Source organism: Phaeobacter piscinae, assembly GCF_002407245.1.
GTDB classification, from domain to species: domain Bacteria; phylum Pseudomonadota; class Alphaproteobacteria; order Rhodobacterales; family Rhodobacteraceae; genus Phaeobacter; species Phaeobacter piscinae.
Genome location: NZ_CP010681.1, coordinates 1,606,452 through 1,625,765, shown reverse-complemented (window position 1 = coordinate 1,625,765; position 19,314 = coordinate 1,606,452). Strand labels below are relative to the sequence as shown.

Genomic DNA, 19,314 nt, shown 5'->3' with positions numbered 1-19,314 from the left:
GCGGGATCCTCCGTTGATGATGGCAGCCACTGGTGTGTGGGCAGCTGAAACCTTGCCGACCGTCCTAACTGATCGACGGCAAAGTGCAATCACCTTGCGGTCTTAGCCACCGCGCAGCCGCTGCATCAGGTAGATTTCATTCTCAGGGTCGAGGGGTTCATCCAGACTGGCCGCAATGATGCGCCCGTCTACCGCCACCGAAACGCCTGCGTCCAGCGCCGGGATCAGCGCGGGGTAGGCGGCTTTCAGCGCGGCGATCATGGTGCCAGTGGTGCTGGCGGAAACTTCCACCGCGTCTTGCCCCTCGGCAAAGCGGCGCAACCCGGACCAAAGATGCACGGTCAGGCGCGGCAACCCCGCGTCCTGACCCAGATCTTGCGTCTCACTCGTCATCGCGCTGCATCAATCTGCCGTTCCGCGCTGCTGTTCCAATGCTGCCAGAATACGCGGCGGTGACATCGGCAGCGCATGCAGCCGCACGCCTGCCGCCGCAGAGACCGCATTGGCAATCGCAGCCAGAGGTGGGCAGATGGATGTCTCCCCCACACCGCGCACGCCAAAAGGATGACCGGGGTTGGGCACTTCGACGATCACCGTGTCGATCATCGGCAGATCAGAGGCCACCGGGATCCGGTAATCGAGGAACACCGCATTCTGCAACCGGCCATCCTCGCCGTAAATGTATTCCTCATTGAGCGCCCAGCCGATACCCTGTGCGGCTCCACCCTGAAACTGCCCCTCCACATAGGTGGGGTGGATCGCCTTTCCCGCGTCCTGAATGACGGTGTAGCGGGTGACAGCGGTTTTGCCGGTTTCCGGGTCCACTTCGGCATCGACGATATGGGTGGCAAAGGAGACACCGGCGCCTTCGGGCGTGGCCTCGAAATGGCCCGAGATGGGACCGCCGGTCTGGCCCATGTCGCGGGTGATCTCAGCTAGCGGGATCGGGTCAAAATTGCCCGCATTCGGACCAGAGGGCACGGCGTGGCCGTCCTCCCATTTGACCGCATCCTCCGGGATGCCCCATTTCGCGGCAGCACGTTTGCTGAGTTTGACTACAGCGTCCTCTGCCGCCTTGATTGTCGCGAGGCCACTGGCATAGGTCACCCGGCTGCCGTGGGAGACGTCATTGTATCCCAATGTGGCGGTATCTGCGATGGTGACACGGATGCTTTCATAGGGAATGCCCAGAACCTCTGCCGCCATCAGCGCCATGGAGGCACGAGAGCCGCCGATATCCGGTGTCCCGACCGAGATCTGACAGGTGCCGTCCTCAGACAGGGACAACGACACCGAGGTCTCGCCCCCATGGTTGAACCAGAACCCGCAGGAGACCCCGCGCCCCTGACCGGGTTTGAGTGGGGCGCTGTAATGCGGGTGGGCTTTGGCGGCTTCCAGCGTTTCGACCAGACCGATGCGTTCGAATTTTGGTCCGTAGGAGGCTTTGGTGCCCTCGCGCGCCGCGTTTTTCAGCCGAACTTCGATTGGGTCCAGATCCAGCTTCCGGCACAGCTCATCAATTACGGATTCCACCGCATAGGCCGCCATGGGCGATCCCGGTGCGCGATAGGCGGCCTGTTTGGGGCGGTTGCTGATGACGTCATAACCGATCTGCTGGACATTCTGCAGATCATAGGGCGCAAAGGCACACATGGCGGTCATATCCGCAGGCGCCCCCGGAAAGGCACCACCCTGCAGGCGGAAGGTGCCCTGCGCTGCGGTGATGATGCCATCCGCGGTCATGCCGATCTTGATATCCATGGAGGTTGACGCCGTGGGGCCTGTGGCGCGAAACACCTCCGGGCGGCTCATCACCAGTTTGACCGGGCGATTGGCCTTGCGCGACAGGGCCAGGGCCACGGGTTCGATGAACACAGTGGTCTTGCCACCAAATCCACCGCCAATTTCCGAGGCGGTGACGCGCAGCTGTGATGTCTCAATGCCCAACAACGCCGCGCAGTTCTTCTGCACATACCAGTGGCCTTGAGTACAGCACCACAGTTCCCCCTTGCCGTCCTGCCCCAGCTGGGCCAGACAGGCATGTGGCTCGATATAGCCCTGATGCGTCGCCTCGGTGACGAAATGCTCCTCCACCACAAGGTCAGCCCTGGCAAAACCCGCCTCCACATCGCCATGACCGCTTTCGTGATAACGCACCACATTGGGGTGCATCCCCTCTGGCACGGAGTAATCGGCTGCCCCTTCACGGATCACCGGCGCATCCTTGGCCATGGCCTTGTCGACATCGGTTACATGAGGCAGCACCTCATACTCAACCTCGATCAGCTTCAGCGCATCGCGCGCGGCGAGGGCAGAGGTGGCGGCAACCGCGGCAATGGCATGACCATCATAAAGCGCGGTGTCGCCTGCCATCACGTTTTCCAGCACATTCCATTGTTCACCTTCGAGCCCTGGAGCGGGCTGGATCGCGTCGGAAAAATCGGCGCGGGTGACAATCGCCTTCACATCACCCAGCGCCTCAGCCTTGCTGGTGTCGATATGTTTGATCCGAGCATGGGCATGGGGGCTGCGCAGAATGGCGCCAAACAACATCCCCGGCGCCGTCACATCGGCGCCAAAGCGCGCCTTGCCGGTGACCTTGTCCAGACCATCGGGACGATTGGGACGGGTGCCCACTTGGGTGAAGTCGGTTTTTCGTTGATCCAGAGCCATTATGATGCCTCCCGCATCTCTGCTGCCGCGTCCATCACGGCGCGAATGATCTTGTCATAGCCGGTGCAGCGGCAGAGGTTGCCCGCCAGCCAATAGCGCACTTCGGTTTCTGTTGGATCCGGGTTTTTCTCCAGCAGAGATTTGGCTGCCACCAGAATACCCGGCGTGCAGATCCCGCATTGCAGCGCGGCGTGGTCAATGAATTTCTGTTGCAGTGGATGCAGTGTTTCGCCGGGCGCGATGCCTTCGACCGTGGCAATCTCCTGACCCTCTGCCTCAACCCCGAGGACGAGGCAGGAACAAACCAGCCGCCCATTCAGCGTGACCGAACAGGCCCCGCAGTCACCCGTGCCGCAGCCTTCCTTGGCGCCCGTGAGGTTCAACCGGTCACGCAGAACATCCAGCAGGGTTTCGCGCGGGTCGCAGAGATAGTCGACCGCATCGCCGTTGATGGTGGCAGAGACGTGGATTTTCGAACTCATGCTGTGTCTCCCTTGGCACGGGTATAGGCGATCTCGGCAGCGCGGCGTGCCATCACGCCCGCCACTTGGGTGCGAAAGGCAACGGTGCCGCGTTTGTCGGTGATCGGAGTGCAGGCATCGGAGGCGGCGGTGGCCAGTCGCTCAAGCGCAGCATCGTCCAGCGTGGAGCCAACCAGCGCATCGGCACAGGCCTCAACCAGCAGCACCGTCGGGGCAACAGCGCCCAGTGCAACACGCGCCTCCGCAATGGTGTCGCCTTCCAATCGCAGCCAGACGCCGCAACCAACAACTGCAATATCCATTTCGGTGCGCGGAATGAACCGCAGATAGGCATCGCCCTGACGCGGTTGAGTGGCGGGCAGATGCACGGCGGTGATCAGCTCGCCGGGGGCAAGCGTGGTTTTGCCTGGGGCTGAGGGAATATCCACAGCAGCTGCGCGGCGATCTCCCTTTGGGCCGGTGATGCTGACGGTCGCCTGCGCGGCAACCAAGGCCGGCACGCTATCCGCCGCTGGCGAGGCATTGCACAGATTGCCAGCCAACGTGGCGCGGCCCTGCACTTGGGTTGAGCCGATCAGATCCATCGCCTCCACGACACCGGGCCAGGCGGCACATAGGGCAGGGTGCTCGCTCATCTCAGCGCCAGCTACGGCGGCGCCGATCGTCCAGCTGCCATCGTCGTCCTGCCGGATGTCCCGTGCCCCCTCAATTGACTTGATATCAATCAGCGTATCTGGCGTGACGATATCGGCCCGCATCTGCACCAGCACATCGGTGCCGCCGGCCAGCACACGGGTCACACCCTTGGCTGAGGCCGCCAGCTCTGCCGCCTCGGCAAAGCTGCTGGGTCGGTGATATTCCATTGGAGTTGTCCTTCTGCTGGCCTTGCTGCTGGCGACTGTGGTTAGGTCCGGAGGCCCGGCGGTCCGGCGTCGGGACCAAATGTTGGTGTGTCACTGACCCTATGATCCCTCACAGAGTCCTGAACGCGGCATATGCCCGTCGCACCATCTTGCGACCAGATGTCTGCTTGGGCAAGCCGCCATCAGTGCTTCGCCGGGTGATCGGCGAGAAAATCACGCTGTCAGGCGACTGTGTTCACAATGCGCGCAACTGACCGCTGTCCGCAGATGGAGCGGTGCCCACAATAGGAATGGGGAGGCTTTTACGTTTTTGCCCCTTGCGGTGTCGGATCCACTCTTTTATGGCGTCGACGTTTCCAAGGTTGTCGCAAAAAAATATCGCCATGTAAGGGGCTTGAATGGCAGAGGCGGCTTGCACATTGGTGTGACAATCTGCCACACTACGCCGAATCCAACGGATGTGGGTACGGGGGAAATTTCCGGGATCAGTGTCAGATACGCAGAAACCCCGTGCGCTTTGGCAATGGGGCGGGCTGCAAGCCTTGACTCGGCCGGATGCGCCTGAAACGCTTAAGCCTCTGGACCTGCCGGAAATTGTTGCCAGAATGCGCGACAAATCACACCTGGCGTCTACATGTCCCCAAGGGTTCAACAACCCCCAGCCGCGATTTTGGCGGCTCTACGGTTTCGACGACAAAAAACGTGGGAGAACAACACATATGACCAACACCAAGCTGGCCGTTAGCGCCCTTGTCGCATCTGCTTTCATGGCACCTGCTGCCTTGGCAGAGGAATTCATCACAATCGGTACCGGCGGTGTAACCGGCGTGTACTACCCGACCGGTGGCGCGATTTGCCGTCTGGTCAACAAAACCCGCAAAGAGCATGGTATTCGCTGCTCCGTGGAATCCACTGGCGGCTCCGTCTACAACATCAACACCATCCGCGAAGGCGAGCTGGAGTTTGGCGTGGCGCAGTCTGACTGGCAGTATCACGCCTATAACGGCACCTCCAAATTCGAAGATCAGGGCGCCTTTGAAGGTCTGCGCGCGGTATTCTCCGTGCATCCCGAACCCTTCACCGTTGTGGCTCGCGCCGATGCCGGTGTGACCAACTTTGACGACCTGCAGGGCAAGCGCGTCAACATCGGCAACCCCGGTTCTGGTCAGCGCGGCACCATGGAAGTGCTGCTGGAAGCCAAAGGCTGGGGCATGGACAGCTTTGCGCTGGCAACCGAGCTGAAGGCGGCAGAACAGTCGGCTGCGCTCTGCGACAACCAGATCGACGCGATGGTCTACACCGTGGGTCACCCGTCCGGCTCCATTCAGGAAGCCACCACCGCCTGTGACTCCGTTCTGGTGACCGTTGATGGCGAAGCTGTTGAAAAGCTGATCGCAGACAACTCCTTCTACCGGACCGCAACCATCCCCGGTGGCATGTACCGTGGCTCCGACGCCGATGTCAGCACATTTGGTGTGGGTGCAACGTTCGTCACCTCCGATCAGGTCTCCGACGAGGCGGTCTATACCGTGGTGAAAGCGGTCTTTGAAAACTTCGATGACTTCAAAAAGCTGCACCCAGCATTTGCCAACCTCAAGCCTGAGGAAATGGCAACCGCAGGCCTGTCCGCGCCGCTGCATCCCGGTGCTGCGAAATACTACAAAGAGCAGGGCTGGGTAGAGTAACCCATCTTTGATGATTGCAGCGGGGCGCCAATGGCGCCCCGTTTTGCCCTTGCCGTGATGGCTTTGCCCTTTGCCATGAAGCGCTGAAACTCCAAAAGGGAGAGGGCGCGTCGGGACCAAGGGCAACACCCAAGAATAACCGGCCGCAGAGACAGACGGCCTCAGGGGGATACTCCATGACATCCGATGTTCAAGGAAATCGACCGCTTACTGAAGAAGAGCTACAGGACCTCGTCGCATCCTCAGATGCCGGCGCGCGCAACCCGGTTGGGTCGGTTGGGCTTTTCTTGGCGATTGTCGCTGTAATATGGTCGGTCTTTCAGGTGGTGCTGGCCTCGCCAGTTTCTAACCTGTTGCTGCCCGGCAGCGTGGTGAATAACTCACGCCAGATTCATTTGGCCTTTGCGATTTTCCTCGCCTTTGCGGCCTATCCGGCCCTGAAATCCAGCCCACGTCACTACATTCCGATTCAAGATTGGGTCATGTCCATTGTCGGGGCGCTGATCGCGCTTTACGGCTATATCTTCTACCAGAAAATCGTGAATTCAGGTGGGCTTGCCGATGATACGGACAAATGGGTGGCCCTGATTGGGCTGCTGTTGCTGTTCGAAGCCGCACGGCGTGCGCTGGGGCCGGCCATGGCGATTATCGCCTGTGTGTTTCTTGCCTATGTTTTCTTCGGCTCCTCCGACTGGGTGCCGGAAGTCATCCGTTGGAAGGGCGCGAGCCTGAAAAAAGCGATGAGCCATATGTGGATCACCTCGGAAGGTGTGTTTGGCATTGCCTTGGGTGTTTCCACCAAATTCGTGTTCCTATTCGTGCTGTTCGGTGCGCTTCTGGATAAGGCCGGGGCTGGCAACTACTTCATCAAAATGGCCTTTGGTGCCCTTGGTCACCTGCGGGGTGGTCCGGCCAAGGCTGCGGTGGTCGGTTCTGCCGCTACCGGTCTGATTTCCGGCTCCTCCATCGCCAATGTTGTGACCACCGGCACCTTCACCATTCCGCTGATGAAGCGGGTGGGGTTCAGTTCAGAGCAGGCCGGTTCGGTCGAGGTTGCCTCCTCGGTGAATGGCCAGATCATGCCCCCCGTCATGGGCGCTGCGGCCTTCCTGATGGTGGAATACGTCGGCATTTCCTACGTCGAGGTGATCACCCATGCCTTCCTGCCGGCGGCAATTTCGTACATCGCGCTGGTCTATATCGTCCATCTTGAGGCGGTGAAGCGCAACATGCCCACGCTGGGCAACCGTGTTGTGTCTATGGGACGGACGATCGGCGGCATGGCTGCGTTTTTCGCAGGGTTTGCGGCACTTTGCTACGGCATCCAATACCCGATCAAAGCAATCACCGCAGCCATCCCCGGCGCCTCCGGCCTTGTCCTGTCGCTCTTGGTGGTTGCAGCCTATCTGGGGCTATTGTGGCTGGCCGCTGGAACTGACGATCTGGTGCCAGATGATCCCAACGCGGCGGAGGTCGAACTGCCGGTTGTCGGCGAGATCTACAAGGCGGGTCTGCACTATCTGCTGCCGATCATCGTCTTGGTCTACTTCCTGATGATTGAGCAGAAGTCGCCGGGTCTGTCGGCCTTTTGGGCGACGGCACTGCTGTTTGTGATCCTGTTGACCCAAAAACCGCTGAAAGCGCTGTTCCGGGGGCAAAGCACCTTGGCACACAGCTTCCTGGATGGGGTGCATGATCTGTGGAACGGGCTAATTGACGGCGCGCGCAATATGATCGGCATTGCCTTGGCCACAGCCACAGCAGGCGTCATCGTCGGCACTGTAACGCTGACCGGCGTTGGTCAGGTGATGTCGGAACTGGTGGAACTGATGTCCGGCGGCAACCTGATCCTGATGCTGATCATGGTCGGCCTTCTCTCGCTGGTTCTGGGCATGGGGCTGCCGACCACGGCGAACTACATCGTGGTGTCCTCTCTGATGGCGGGCGTTGTGGTTGAACTTGGTGCACAATCCGGGCTGGTGGTGCCGCTGATCGCGGTGCATCTCTTTGTGTTCTATTTCGGGATCATGGCGGATGTGACACCGCCTGTGGGTCTGGCCAGCTTTGCCGCCGCTGCGGTGTCGGGGGGGGATGCCATTCGCACCGGCTTTGTCGCGTTCTTCTACAGTCTGCGCACGGTGGCGCTACCCTTTGTCTTCATCTTCAACACGGATCTTCTGCTGATTGATGTAGGCTGGGTGCAGGGCATTCTGGTGGCCATTTCTGCGACCATCGCCATTCTTGCCTTCACCGCGGGCACGATGAACTATTTCATCACCCGCAACCGCATCTACGAAAGTGTCCTGCTGGTTCTGGTCGCCTTTGCCCTGTTCCGCCCGGACTTCTTCATGAACCGGCTGATGCCTCCGTTTGCCAACACCGATCCGGCGGCGTTGGTGGAGACCGTTGCCACGGCCCCTGCGGGCAGTGAGTTGCGGATCACCGTGGAGGGTCCCGACTTCGACACCGGTGAGCAGAAGAGTACCACGCTGATCCTGCCTGTCGCTGATGGTGGCGACGGTCAGGCGCAGGTTGATGCCTTTGGCCTGATGCTGCTGCCCGAAGACGGGGTTGTGAAGCTGGATGAGCCGATGTTTGGCACGCCTGCGCAATCCGGCATGGACAGCTTCGATTTCTACGGTGATGAACCTGTCCGCCTGCTGAGTGTGCAGGCCCCGGCAGACCAGCTGCCCAAGGAGTTGATCTTCATCCCGGCGCTGCTGCTACTGGCGATGATCGCCTTCTTGCAGCGCGCACGGGCCAGTAAGGAAGGAGTCCCGGCATGAGCAAATCCGTTCTCTGCGCATTGGAACTGAGCGACAAGACAATTGATGCCAAGGTGCTACGCGAAGCGGCGCGGCTGGCGGATCTGGATCAGGCACAGCTGGATGTGGTCAATGTCCTGCCCGATTTCGGCGAAAGCTGGGTCTCGGGGTTCTTTGAGGACCATCACCATGACCGCGCCGTGAAGGAAACCGCCGACCACCTGGGCAAGCTTTGTGAGGAGATCCTGGGCGCTGAGCGCAACGCCAAGGTGCGCCATGTGGTTGCCACCGGCAAAGCCTATCAGGAAATCCTGAAGGTCGCCGACAAGGCCGGTGCCGATCTGATCGTGATCGGCGCGCATAAGCCGGAGCTGTCGGATTACCTGCTGGGCCCCAATGCGGCACGGGTGATCCGGCATTCGACCTGTTCGGTCTATGTGGTGCGCTGACCAGCCGATCCGAAACCACTGCTAACCCACGTGAAAGGGGCGCCCGTTGATGGCGCCCCTTTTTTACTTCTGTGTGAGATGACCCGTCGCCCGCTAGTCCGCCGGAGTGCCGTAGCCGGTCATCTCAAGATACCCCTTGCCGACGTGACTGCCGCTGAGGCGCACCGGACCCTCCCAATAGGGAAAGGACATCTCCATCCAAGACTGCGGGTTCATCGCTGAGACACGAACGTCCAACCCGCGCGCAGGCAGGCGCAGCTGCCATTCTGTCGGCACCTTGCGCCCGGCCACCTCAGTGAACGTGACGGGCGTTGCCTGCAGGCTGCCCGGCTCAAGCGGAGTTGGGGTGCCGTCGACCGCAATCCATGTCCCGGAGGTGAACGGGCTGGCACCGCGCAACTGGAAACCCATCAGTTTTTCACCGCTGTTGAACCGCAGCGAAAACCAGTCCCAGCCACTCTGATCTTCTGACAGCGGCTGGCTGGACCATTCACGATCAAGCCAGCCTTCCCCCGTCACCGCCACAGGTCCGTCCGGCAGGTCCAGCGTCCCGGTTACCTGGTAATGCGGCTGGGAATAATAGTAACTTGCCTGCCCATCCGCCGATTTCACCGAATAGCCGGCATCACCCTGCATCACCGGCGGCCCCTCTGCGCTAAGCGACAGGTCATAGCGGAAGCTCTCGCCCGTTGCGCGCAAGGTCAGATCTCGCAGGTATTGGTCGCGGCTGCGCATGTGCCAATCGTCGATATAGGCCTCAAACGGCGCTGCCATAACACCGGCCTGACCGATGCCACCGCGGGCCAGCCGCTCGGCGGAGTGATGGGCGTCAGGCGTCGTCAACCCTGCGTGCCCCATCCAGATCTGTGGATTGGTCCACACCGATCCTGCGTCATCCTGCCTGTCGTCGCCGGGTCGCAGCGCTGAGCGAAACAGCGTCCATTGCACGCCGTAATCACGCCCGTCGTCCCCGGTCAGGTTGGCCGTCAGATACCACCATTCAATCCGGTAGTCGGGATGGGGGGCGTGATCGCGTGGAAATACCAGCGGGCGACCGGGGACCGGCACGGCAAAGCCCTCCGCCTCGGTTCCCAATCCGGCATAGCCCTGCGCGGCAGCGGGCGGTGCGGACAGCGCCAGCAATGTCGCCGCCAGGGTGAATTTGCTGACAACTGCCGCAAGGGCGCCTTTAACGTTCATTGGCAAAGACCCTCAACAGATCGGCGGGTTTCAGCTTCGACAGCCGGCGGGCGGGCAGGGCGGCGGCCAGCGTTGCCGCCGCAAGCGCCATCAGCAGCAATTGCAGCCAGTCCAATGGAAACAGCGACATCGGCAAGCGCCAGCCAAAGGCCTCAACGTTGACGACGGCCAGAAGCGCCCAACCCAGCAGCAACCCCAAAGGCAGCGCCAACAGTGCAGTCAGCGCCGCAAGGATCACGCTGCGCAGGATTTCATACCGGGCCAACTGTTGCCGCGTCAGCCCCATGGCCCAGATCGGCGCCAATTGCGGCAAGCGCTGGCTCCAGAGTGTCAACAGGCTGGTAAGCATGGCAAACCCCGCCACGCCAAAGGTCAGAAGGTTCAGCGCCCCCGTCACCACAAAGGTCCGGTCAAAAATCGCCAACGACTGCGCCTTGAGCGCGCTTTGGTCGATGAAGGCGCTGCGCGGCAGACCAAACTCACGTTGCAGCGCTGCGCGGATCTCTGCGACCTCAGCAGGGGGCAACCGCAGACCAAACCGGCGGTTTTCAATCAGTGGACGATGCCGCAACAGCGTTTCAAGCCCTACGATGGCCTGTGGGTTGGGATTTCCGTAATCGGAATAGACCCCGGCAATCCGCATCCGCCAGTCCGGCGCGATCACCAGCGTATCTCCGGGACCCAGATCCGCGCGCCGCGCCAGCTGTTCATTGATCAGCGCGCCACGCCCCTCGGCGAGTTGCGACCAGACCGTCGGTTCGGCCTGCAACAGCGGCCAGTTGTCGCGATAGGTGGCATCATCCACCACCCCGTAGACCTCCATCGGTGCGCCGATACCGTCTGGTCCCACATAACGCTCGTCACTGTGGCGGATCGGCAGGGTGCGAATTCCCCTGTCGGCAAGCCACGGCAGCACGTTTTTGGCCATCTCCTCCTGCGGCAGCGTCATATACAGCTCAGACGCCAATCGCTGATCCAGCCAGCCCAAGAACGTGAGGCGGAAGCTGGACACCATTGTTCCGACACCAATATTTGTCGCCAGCGCCAGCAGTAGCGCCATCAGCGCCAGCGACAGACCGGGCAGTTGCGCCCGCATATCCGCCCAGAGCCATAGCGTTACCGGCTTGCGTGCCAGCTGCACGCCAACCGATGCCAACCGGGACAGGGCCAGGGGCAGCAGAAGCGCGGCCCCCAGCATCAGCCCCGCAAGAAAGGCAAACCCCGCAAGCAGCCCGTCGAACAGCGCAGGGATCGAGGCCGCGCCCAAAACAAGGAGCGCGCCGGACAGTGCCGAGAGGCGATGCCCGCGCAGGGCCTGCTGACCCCGCGCCGCCGCAGCCGGAGCCGCCAGAATGGGCAGGCGCGACAGGCCGACCCAGCTTTGCGCCCCAGCAAGCGCCATCCCTGCCAGTGCCATTGCCAGACCGGAAAACACCCAGCCGGGGCGCAGCTGCAGGCTGCCGTCCAGCGACGCGCCATAAAGCCCGGACAATGTCGCCCCAACGCCGGGGAGCAAGGCCGCGGCAATCAGGTAGCCAAGGATCAGACCCAGCAGCGCCGCCAGCAGTGTTGTCACCAGAAGTTCGGCAAAAATAAGCGCAACCAGCGTATTAAGCGGTACACCTAAACTGCGCAGCGTGCGGAACAGGCCTCGCCTCTGCTCAATCCCCAGCGCGATGGTGCCCTGCACGATGAACAACCCCACCGCAAAGGACAACAGCCCAAAAGCGGTGAGGTTAAGGTGGAAACTCCGCGTCAGCTGCGCGGTATCCGCGCCGGTGGAGGCCGTTTTCAGGCGCAGCTGAGGGGCCAGTTCTGCCAGTGGGCGCAGGCCGATGGGTTGCTCATCAAGGATCACCAACCGGCTGATAAAAAACGGCTTTCCCAGAAGGCGCGCGACTGTTGAGATATCGCCGACCACCACCCCACGCGGCACCGCTGTGGTGCGTGTCACAGGTGGCAGGCTGCGCAACAGCGGACCTAGATCACTGTCAGGATGCGCAAACAGATGACCGGGGGCCAGCAGCAGGTCCGCAGGGGTCAACGTCGCCTGCGCGCTTTCGTCAGGGGAGCTGTCCGTCGCAGCCAGCCGGGCCATCATCGGATGCGACAGGATATCTATCCCAATCACTTCCAGATCTGTCGCGCCCGCTTCGGCGGTATCCTCTGTAAGTGTTCCGATTAACACCGGTGACAGTTGCCAACCTTCACGTCGTAGCGCAACATATTGATCCAGTTCGATATATCCATCTTGAGGTGTCAGATATGTCTGCCCCGACGGGGATATACGCGCCGCAGCCTCGGCATAGCTGGCGCGGGCTTCTGCGTTGATGGCCTGCACCGCAGACCAGAGCGCCGTGGCAAGCGCGAGGCCGGTCACCAGCATCGCCAGCTGCAGCGGATGCAGACGCCAATGCGACAGGATCGCCGTGAATGTGGCCCTGATCACGCCTTGCCCTCGCGCAGGCGGTTGCCGTCGCATGAGCCATCGCCCCGCAGGCGCCCTTTGCTAAGATGACGCCGCTGATCTAGCAGTTCAGCAATGGCTTGCGAATGTGTCACCAGCAACAGGGCCGCACCGGTTTCGCGCACCAGATCCAGCATAAGATCCATCACCGAAGCACTTGAACCTTCGTCCAGATTTCCCGTTGGCTCATCCGCGAGAAGCAGCTTTGGCCGCATGGCCAGCGCACGCGCAATGGCAACACGCTGTTGTTGTCCGCCGGAGAGCTGCTCCGGGTAGCGCCCTTGATACTCCGCCAGTCCAAGTCGCTCCGTCAGTGCCTCTATCCAACCCGGATCAACGCGCCCGGCCAGCCGGGCATGAAGGCTGATGTTCTGCGCCACGGTCAGAGCCGGAACCAGATTGAACTGCTGAAACACCAATGAGACCTGCTGACGCCTGAGGGCGGCACGTCCTGCATCATCCAACCCTTCAAGGGAGATGCCATCCACCATAATCCGTCCGCTGTCGGCCTGATCCAAAGCGGCCGCCAGATGGAGCAGTGTGCTTTTGCCTGACCCGCTGTCCCCGGTCAGGGCCAGGCTGCGCCCGGCTGCCAGATGCAGTGATACCCCATTCAGAACCGGAATATCACCGGAGGGACCTTGATAGGACTTGTTGACGTCCTCAATGATGAGCATCACTTCGCAACCTTTTGACAACACATATTTTTTATCTGCTTCATGTTTTGTTCAGCCCCGAGCCGCAGAAGCCTGCCGCCGACATAGACTGCGCCCGCACACTGCACAGCATTGACCCGAAGGGATCTAGCCCCCATTTGAGCAATGCCCATGTCATTTTAGCGGGCTGCTTAAATCAGGTTTTGCCATGTCGCTGCTCCCACTGCCATCCCGTCACCGCTGTGAAATTGTCGCACTGGCCATGCTGGCATTCTGTCTGGGCCAGCCCGCTCTGGCGGAAACAGGAAACACCAGTCGCGAGGCGCAGTGCCGCAGCCGGGCCGAGGCCTATGCAGGGGCACCCCGCAGTGATGCCACCGATCACCTGCGGCTGGGCAATGATCGCGTCGGGATCACGTTCTCCGGCACCGCCCGTATTGGTATCAGCGTGCAGGATGGCAAGGTCCGCAGCGCCGGATCCCGTCGTGGGTCGGAGGCCGAGGATCGTGACGATTATTTCAATACACCAGAGGCGCGCCGCAAACGACTGGTCAAGCAGCATTATCGCGATTGCATGTCCCAACGCTGAGTGAATAGACTGCACAAAGCCGCGATCTAGGCCGGCTCGGTCGCAAGATATGCGGATGCCAACCGCGTGAAACTCGGCGTATGAGGGGCAGGGCTCATGACACTCATCCAACAGCTGCTGCTAGGCAGCCTGTACCTTGGTATTTGTCTGGTGGTCGAAGCCGGATTGCTGGTCCTCTGTATTCATGTCTTGCGCAAACGACTTGGTGTTCTGCAGCGCGGGCGGCACTTTGTGCAGATTAGTGCTATACTTGCGGTGGCAATTGGCCTGATTGTCTTTGCCCATACCCTGCAGGTCTGGATCTGGGCCACGGCGCTGATCTTTTCCGGCGCCATAGGTGATTGGAATACCGCGATTTATTTTTCGCTCGCGACTTATACAACGCTGGGCTACGGCGATATCGTTCTGGGCGAGGGAATGCGAATATTCGCGGCCTTTGGTGCGGTAACGGGTCTTTTTGCCTTTGGCATCAGTACGGCGTTTCTGGTCGCTGCCCTGCGTGAAGTCTTCCTCTTGGAAGATACGGCGCCTGTCAGCGAGCGCTAAGAGTTCGCGGTCTGAGTTTAAAGGACAGGGGCCAGCAGACGGGCAACCGGCGCGCCAAAACGGATTGTCGGCGGTTGCGCCTCCAGAGCTTTCGTTAAAAGGCGCGCAGACGCCATGTCTTGCTCCAGCATGTCGGCTACCTGATCTGCGGTCTCGCTATCAAAACACAGCGCCATGCTCTCGAAATTCAACCGGAATGACCGGTTGTCGAGGTTCATCGTACCCACCGCCGCAATGCTGTCATCCACCACAAACGCCTTCTGGTGAAGAAACCCGGCTTGATACCGATATATTTTGATGCCGACGTCGCGCAGGTCGTCGAAATAGGCGTAAGCAGCTAGCCATGGGGCGTAGTGATCCACAGTATCCGTCAACAAGATGCGCACATCAACGCCGCGCAGGGCGGCGTTTTTCAACGCAGCCACAACATCCTGATCTGGCACAAAATATGGCGATGACAGCCAGACCCGCGACTGCGCAGCGGTAATTGCAGAGAAATACAACATCGAGCCGTTTACGGTGTTGTCGCCAGGGCCTGTTTCGACCACCAGTGCAGGTTTCCCCCCCTCAGCCACTGGCGCACACTCCCAAGTCAGCAGGTCAAGGATCGGATCCTCCGTCAACCAGAACCAATCTTCGGCATAGCCAAGCTGCAATTGCTGGACCACAGGCCCTTTGAGCCGCACCTGTGTATCGCGCCAGTCGCCAAATTTGGGATCGCGACCCATATACTCATCACCAATATTCATCCCACCGGTAAAACCAACCCGACCATCGACAATCACTGTCTTGCGGTGGTTTCGAAAGTTGAGGTGAAAGCGATGTTTGGGGCCGGGCCGCGTGCTGGGGTCAACCTGGTTGACACCTGCCGCGTCCAGATCCGCACGGTATTGATGTGAAAGCCCGTGACTGCCAACCGCGTCTGTCATGAACCAGACGGCCACACCCCTAGAAGACGCCCGGATAAGCGCCGATTTGAACCGCTGGCCAATCTGATCGTCCCGCACGATGTAGAAGTGAACCAGCACGTAGTCTTCAGCTACATCAATGGCTTCGATGATGGCATCGCTGATATCGGTGCCGTCGATCAGCAGCTCGAAGCTGTTGCCCCGACAGACCGGATATCCGGCAAGCTGTTCGAAGGGCGCCTGATTCACTGCAAGTTGATCTCGGTCCTGAGTATAACGGGTGGAATAGACGCGCAGCGCATTAAGCACCCGTTCCGCCTCCCGCCGTGTCGCACGGTAGCTGGAGAATTTGCGCTGCCCGAAAAAGAAAAACAGTGGCAGCGCCAGCAGCGGCGCTGACAGTAGAAACACCACCCAGCCAATAGCGCCCTGAGGTGTGCGGGCCGTGCGCGCCGCCTTGAGAGAGGCAAGCCCTGCAAGCCCCCACATCAACAGCAGCCCAGATGTGCTTAAAACGACCTCAAACATCTCAATGCTATCCTATGGCTCATCTTGAGCTCGACCCTACATCTGGTGGATTGGTTTGGCCATATCTCTCTGAAAGGGCTGGTTTTTCGATCCAAGCTATGAGACCGTTTCCCATGAACATCCGTCCCTATGTCAAGCCCGGCGCCTATGCCTTGTATCTGGCCGCAAAGCGGTTCAACGACAAGAACGGCTGGGTGCTGAGCAGTCATATCGCCATGTCACTCATGCTGGCCCTGTTTCCGTTCATTCTGTTCACGGTGGCGCTGACTGGTGCGGTGGCAGGGTCGTTCTCCGAGGCGATTGACCTGAAGAACTTGGTCGAACTGGTTTTCGGCTCATGGCCTGAAAGCGTCTCTGATCCGATTGTGCGCGAGGTTTATTCCGTCCTGGCGACCTCCTCGACGGGGGTGGTGACATTGGGGGGTGTGATTGCGATCTACTTTGCCTCAAACGGGGTCGATGCGGTGCGGTTGGCGATGGTTCAGGCCTATCATGAACGGGACCACAGGCCATTCTGGAAAACCCGTGGCCTGTGCATCGGCCTGGTGATCCTCGGCGGCGCGGGCATTATGGCGGCGGCGGTGTTTGAACTTATTCTACCGCTCTATGCACGCCATCTGGCCAGTTTCTTTCCGCAGGTTCCACTCGCCCGCAACTGGGAAAGCGGGCTTAATGGCATATTGGTGGCCGCTGTGCCGCTAATTGCGGTATTTGCATTTCACATGCTGCTCCCGGCAAAGCGCCACCGGTTTACACAGGTATTGCCCGGAGTGATATTGACAGTGGTACTGTGGTGGGCGGCGGGACTGGCTTTCGCCATCTACATCAGCAGTTTTGCGGCCTATTCGGCCACCTATGCCGGCCTTGCCGGAGCTATGGCGGCGCTGATCTTTCTCTATCTCAATTCTGCCATTTTGATCCTCGGAGCGGAGCTGAACGGCGTGCTACTGCATCCGACATCCTGAAGATAAAGTGCGGGTCACTAGGCGAGTCGCAAGCATGCCGCGTTGGCCATAATTGTTTCGCAAATTGCAACAATAAGGCAGTCTTGCCATAATTGGGTCACGATCACGACCCAGTGATCTATCTATCCTCAGATCATACAAGCCACGACAGCTCATATGGTATGAGGATCAGATGCGTTTTTTGCAAAACAAATTTCCAGCCCGCCCATTGGTCCAGCGCTTGCTTGCGCGCCGCATGGGGGGCACGCCGTCCAGGCGTGTGGACATGCCTCGTGTGACCCTGCGTGCTGAAGGCACTTCGCTGGAAACGCTCGCCCTGCAGACGATGGCGCTTCGCTCCTTTGGCAGTGTGGCGCCGCGCTGATCTGACTACCACCGGGGCAGGGGTCATTACCCCACCCGAAACACGTCTAACTGGCGTTAGTCTTCCGCAGCTTCTGATGCATCGCCGCGAAAACCGGTGGCAACCACGAATTTTTCGGAGCTATCGGACCGCGAAGACGGCGGTTTGACATGGTAGACTTTGGTGAATTTCTGCTTCAGCAGTTTCTGCAACTCGCCCTCCGCGCCACCGGCAAGCACCTTCGCAACAAACGTCCCGCCATCCTCAAGCACATCGAAGGCAAAGTAAGCTGCCGTCTCGCAGAGGGAGATGATCCGCAGGTGATCGGTCTGTTTGTGACCGGAGCTGGCCGCGGCCATATCTGACATCACCACATCTGCCTTACCGCCCAGCCACTCTTTGACTTTGTCGTCGGCACCGTCATCCATGAAATCCAGTTGATGGAATTCGGCACCGGGCAGCGGTTCCACCTCTTGCAGATCGACGCCAATGATACGGCCTACCGCCTTACCCGGTTTTTCACCCAAGGCGTTGATCCGCTTGACCGCGACCTGTGCCCAGCCACCCGGCGCACAACCGAGGTCAACCACCCGCGCGCCGTTGATGAGAAACCGAAATTTATCGTCGACTTCCATGATCTTGTAAGCCGCGCGCCCACGATAGCCTTCGGCCTGCGCACGCTTCACATAAGGGTCGTTTAACTGCCGCTGTAACCAGCGGGTTGAGCTGAGCTTGCGCCCACGGGCGGTCTTCACCTTGACCTTCAGATCACGCTGCCCGCGCCCGGAGGTGTTTTTGCCAGTGGGTGTTTTTCCCGTGGGTGTTTTTGCCATATCCGCTGTTCCTTGTCGCCCGAGGTCCCAAGTGGACCTGTTGTCGAACGCATCATTTCTGTGGGCCCTTAGAACGGCCCGTCTTCCAACACGCCATCGGCGCTCATCTGTGCATAAAGCAGACCTTCGCGCAGGCCCCGGTCCGCCACCGACAGGCGATCTGTCGGCCAGCACCGCAACAAGGCCTGCAGAATTGCCGCACCGGACATGATCAGCGCCTGACGGTCCTCGCCAATGCGCGGGTCACTGCGGCGCCCTTGAGGGCCGAGTTCTAGATAAGAGCGGATCACCTTGTCAATCTGATCGCTGGTCATCCGCAGCCCGTCCACCTTGGTCCGGTCGTACCGCTTCAGCCCCAGATGGGAGGCGGCAACGGTTGTCACCGTGCCGGAGGTTCCGACGATCTGAAACCCCTGCCGGGTCTGCTCATCCTTATAGGGGGCAAAATCCGCAAGGTTTTCCTCAAAAAACCAGCTCATCAGCGCAAACCGTGCGGCGTCGTCTTCGACATCGTGGAACTGATCGCGCAGCGTCGCCACCCCCAGAGGGACGGAGATCCAGTCCACCACCTTGGCGGCGGGGAAGGGGCTCTCTGCCGGGTGAAACCCCGCATGGAGCCGCATAATCGCCGAAGGGCGATCACGTCGCGGGATCGAAGAAATGTCAATCCAGACCAATTCGGTAGAGCCACCACCGATATCGACCACCAGCAACTGATCCGTCTTGGTCGACACCAATGGCGCACAGGAGATCACCGCCAGACGCGCTTCTTCCTCTGGTTGGATAATCTCCAGCGTCAGGCCGGTCTCGCGGCGCACCTGGCGAATGAACTCACGCGCATTCTTGGCACGGCGACAGGCCTCGGTCGCTACCAGCCGCATCCGTTTGACGCGGTTGCGCTTCAGTTTCTGCTGACAAATCCGAAGCGCCTGAATGGTGCGCGCCATGGACGCGCGCGATAAACGCCCGGTCCGCTCCAAACCGGCGCCCAGTTGCACCGACTTTGAGAAGCTGTCCACCACATGAAAGCCGCTGCCCTTGGGTTGGGCAATCAGCATCCGGCAGCTATTTGTTCCCAGATCGAGCGCCGCATAGAGCGCATCAGGATCTGGGCGGGCCGGTGCAGGGCTCTCTACCGCTCGGGGAAATGCGCCCGCACCTTTGGAACGCCTGGGCGCCATGATTCACGCCCTCCGATAATCGTGTTGATCCAAGCATATGTGGGCACATCGCTGCGTGCAAGATGGGCCGAGCGCCCCAATGACGATTTGCAGTCACGCGAATTGACGTTTTTTGAACGGTTTTGAACGCTTTGCCGGTCAAATTCATAAAGCTGTTGAATATTATGAGGGAGCCACGCAG

16 protein-coding genes are annotated in these 19,314 nt (G+C 60.2%); 6 read left to right on the top strand and 10 right to left on the bottom strand.

Features of this window, described 5'->3' with window-relative positions; genetic code table 11:
- Positions 1 to 102: 102 nt before the first annotated feature.
- From phaeop14_RS07590 to phaeop14_RS07575, 4 genes are read right to left on the bottom strand one after another with little or no spacing between them, the layout of a single operon-like run.
- Positions 103 to 393 (bottom strand): MoaD/ThiS family protein, encoded by a 291-nt coding sequence (locus tag phaeop14_RS07590; protein WP_096789184.1) that lies wholly within the window; start codon positions 391 to 393, stop codon positions 103 to 105.
- Between the two features lie 9 nt (positions 394 to 402).
- Positions 403 to 2,673: a xanthine dehydrogenase family protein molybdopterin-binding subunit gene (locus phaeop14_RS07585; RefSeq protein ID WP_040178537.1), complete on the bottom strand. Its 2,271-nt coding sequence runs from the start codon at positions 2,671 to 2,673 to the stop codon at positions 403 to 405.
- The gene (locus phaeop14_RS07580) at positions 2,673 to 3,155 is read right to left on the bottom strand and encodes a (2Fe-2S)-binding protein (protein ID WP_040169184.1); all 483 of its coding nucleotides are present in this window, start codon (positions 3,153 to 3,155) and stop codon (positions 2,673 to 2,675) included. The genes phaeop14_RS07585 and phaeop14_RS07580 overlap by 1 nt, the downstream gene beginning before the upstream one ends.
- Positions 3,152 to 4,018 (bottom strand): FAD binding domain-containing protein, encoded by an 867-nt coding sequence (locus tag phaeop14_RS07575; RefSeq protein WP_096789183.1) that lies wholly within the window; start codon positions 4,016 to 4,018, stop codon positions 3,152 to 3,154. The genes phaeop14_RS07580 and phaeop14_RS07575 overlap by 4 nt, the downstream gene beginning before the upstream one ends.
- Before the next feature lie 719 nt (positions 4,019 to 4,737).
- Between phaeop14_RS07575 and phaeop14_RS07570 the strand changes: the two genes are divergently transcribed.
- From phaeop14_RS07570 to phaeop14_RS07560, 3 genes are all read left to right on the top strand, one after another.
- Positions 4,738 to 5,703 (top strand): TAXI family TRAP transporter solute-binding subunit, encoded by a 966-nt coding sequence (locus phaeop14_RS07570; protein WP_096789182.1) that lies wholly within the window; start codon positions 4,738 to 4,740, stop codon positions 5,701 to 5,703.
- A gap of 176 nt (positions 5,704 to 5,879) precedes the next feature.
- A complete protein-coding gene (locus phaeop14_RS07565; protein WP_096789181.1) occupies positions 5,880 to 8,489 on the top strand; it encodes a TRAP transporter permease in 2,610 nt (869 codons plus the stop codon).
- Positions 8,486 to 8,917 carry a universal stress protein gene (locus phaeop14_RS07560; protein ID WP_040169180.1) on the top strand — a complete coding sequence of 144 codons (432 nt, stop codon included), beginning with the start codon at positions 8,486 to 8,488 and terminating at the stop codon, positions 8,915 to 8,917. The genes phaeop14_RS07565 and phaeop14_RS07560 overlap by 4 nt, the downstream gene beginning before the upstream one ends.
- 93 nt (positions 8,918 to 9,010) lie before the next feature.
- Here the strand turns inward: phaeop14_RS07560 and phaeop14_RS07555 are convergent, their stop codons facing one another.
- From phaeop14_RS07555 to phaeop14_RS07545, 3 genes are read right to left on the bottom strand one after another with little or no spacing between them, the layout of a single operon-like run.
- The gene (locus tag phaeop14_RS07555) at positions 9,011 to 10,117 is read right to left on the bottom strand and encodes a lipocalin-like domain-containing protein (RefSeq protein ID WP_096789180.1); all 1,107 of its coding nucleotides are present in this window, start codon (positions 10,115 to 10,117) and stop codon (positions 9,011 to 9,013) included.
- Positions 10,107 to 12,566 (bottom strand): FtsX-like permease family protein, encoded by a 2,460-nt coding sequence (locus phaeop14_RS07550; protein ID WP_096790254.1) that lies wholly within the window; start codon positions 12,564 to 12,566, stop codon positions 10,107 to 10,109. Before phaeop14_RS07550 ends, phaeop14_RS07555 begins: the two co-directional genes overlap by 11 nt.
- On the bottom strand, positions 12,563 to 13,261 hold the full coding sequence (locus tag phaeop14_RS07545; RefSeq protein ID WP_096789179.1) for an ABC transporter ATP-binding protein: 699 nt from the start codon (positions 13,259 to 13,261) through the stop codon (positions 12,563 to 12,565). The genes phaeop14_RS07550 and phaeop14_RS07545 overlap by 4 nt, the downstream gene beginning before the upstream one ends.
- Before the next feature lie 187 nt (positions 13,262 to 13,448).
- Between phaeop14_RS07545 and phaeop14_RS07540 the strand changes: the two genes are divergently transcribed.
- Both phaeop14_RS07540 and phaeop14_RS07535 read left to right on the top strand, forming a co-directional pair.
- Positions 13,449 to 13,829: a hypothetical protein gene (locus tag phaeop14_RS07540; RefSeq protein ID WP_040178528.1), complete on the top strand. Its 381-nt coding sequence runs from the start codon at positions 13,449 to 13,451 to the stop codon at positions 13,827 to 13,829.
- Between the two features lie 96 nt (positions 13,830 to 13,925).
- On the top strand, positions 13,926 to 14,375 hold the full coding sequence (locus phaeop14_RS07535) for a potassium channel family protein (RefSeq protein ID WP_040169171.1): 450 nt from the start codon (positions 13,926 to 13,928) through the stop codon (positions 14,373 to 14,375).
- Positions 14,376 to 14,392: 17 nt separating this feature from the next.
- Here phaeop14_RS07535 and cls read toward each other — a convergent pair whose 3' ends face one another.
- Positions 14,393 to 15,811 carry a cardiolipin synthase gene (gene cls / locus phaeop14_RS07530; RefSeq protein WP_096789178.1) on the bottom strand — a complete coding sequence of 473 codons (1,419 nt, stop codon included), beginning with the start codon at positions 15,809 to 15,811 and terminating at the stop codon, positions 14,393 to 14,395.
- A gap of 113 nt (positions 15,812 to 15,924) precedes the next feature.
- Here cls and phaeop14_RS07525 point away from each other — a divergent pair, with 113 nt between their 5' ends.
- Positions 15,925 to 16,776 carry a YihY/virulence factor BrkB family protein gene (locus phaeop14_RS07525; protein WP_040169166.1) on the top strand — a complete coding sequence of 284 codons (852 nt, stop codon included), beginning with the start codon at positions 15,925 to 15,927 and terminating at the stop codon, positions 16,774 to 16,776.
- 420 nt (positions 16,777 to 17,196) lie between these two features.
- Here phaeop14_RS07525 and phaeop14_RS07515 read toward each other — a convergent pair whose 3' ends face one another.
- Both phaeop14_RS07515 and phaeop14_RS07510 read right to left on the bottom strand, forming a co-directional pair.
- On the bottom strand, positions 17,197 to 17,952 hold the full coding sequence (locus tag phaeop14_RS07515; protein WP_040169161.1) for an RlmE family RNA methyltransferase: 756 nt from the start codon (positions 17,950 to 17,952) through the stop codon (positions 17,197 to 17,199).
- Between the two features lie 68 nt (positions 17,953 to 18,020).
- Entirely contained in the window at positions 18,021 to 19,133 is a 1,113-nt protein-coding gene (locus phaeop14_RS07510; RefSeq protein WP_014874712.1) for a Ppx/GppA phosphatase family protein, read from the bottom strand.
- Positions 19,134 to 19,314 lie beyond the last annotated feature (181 nt).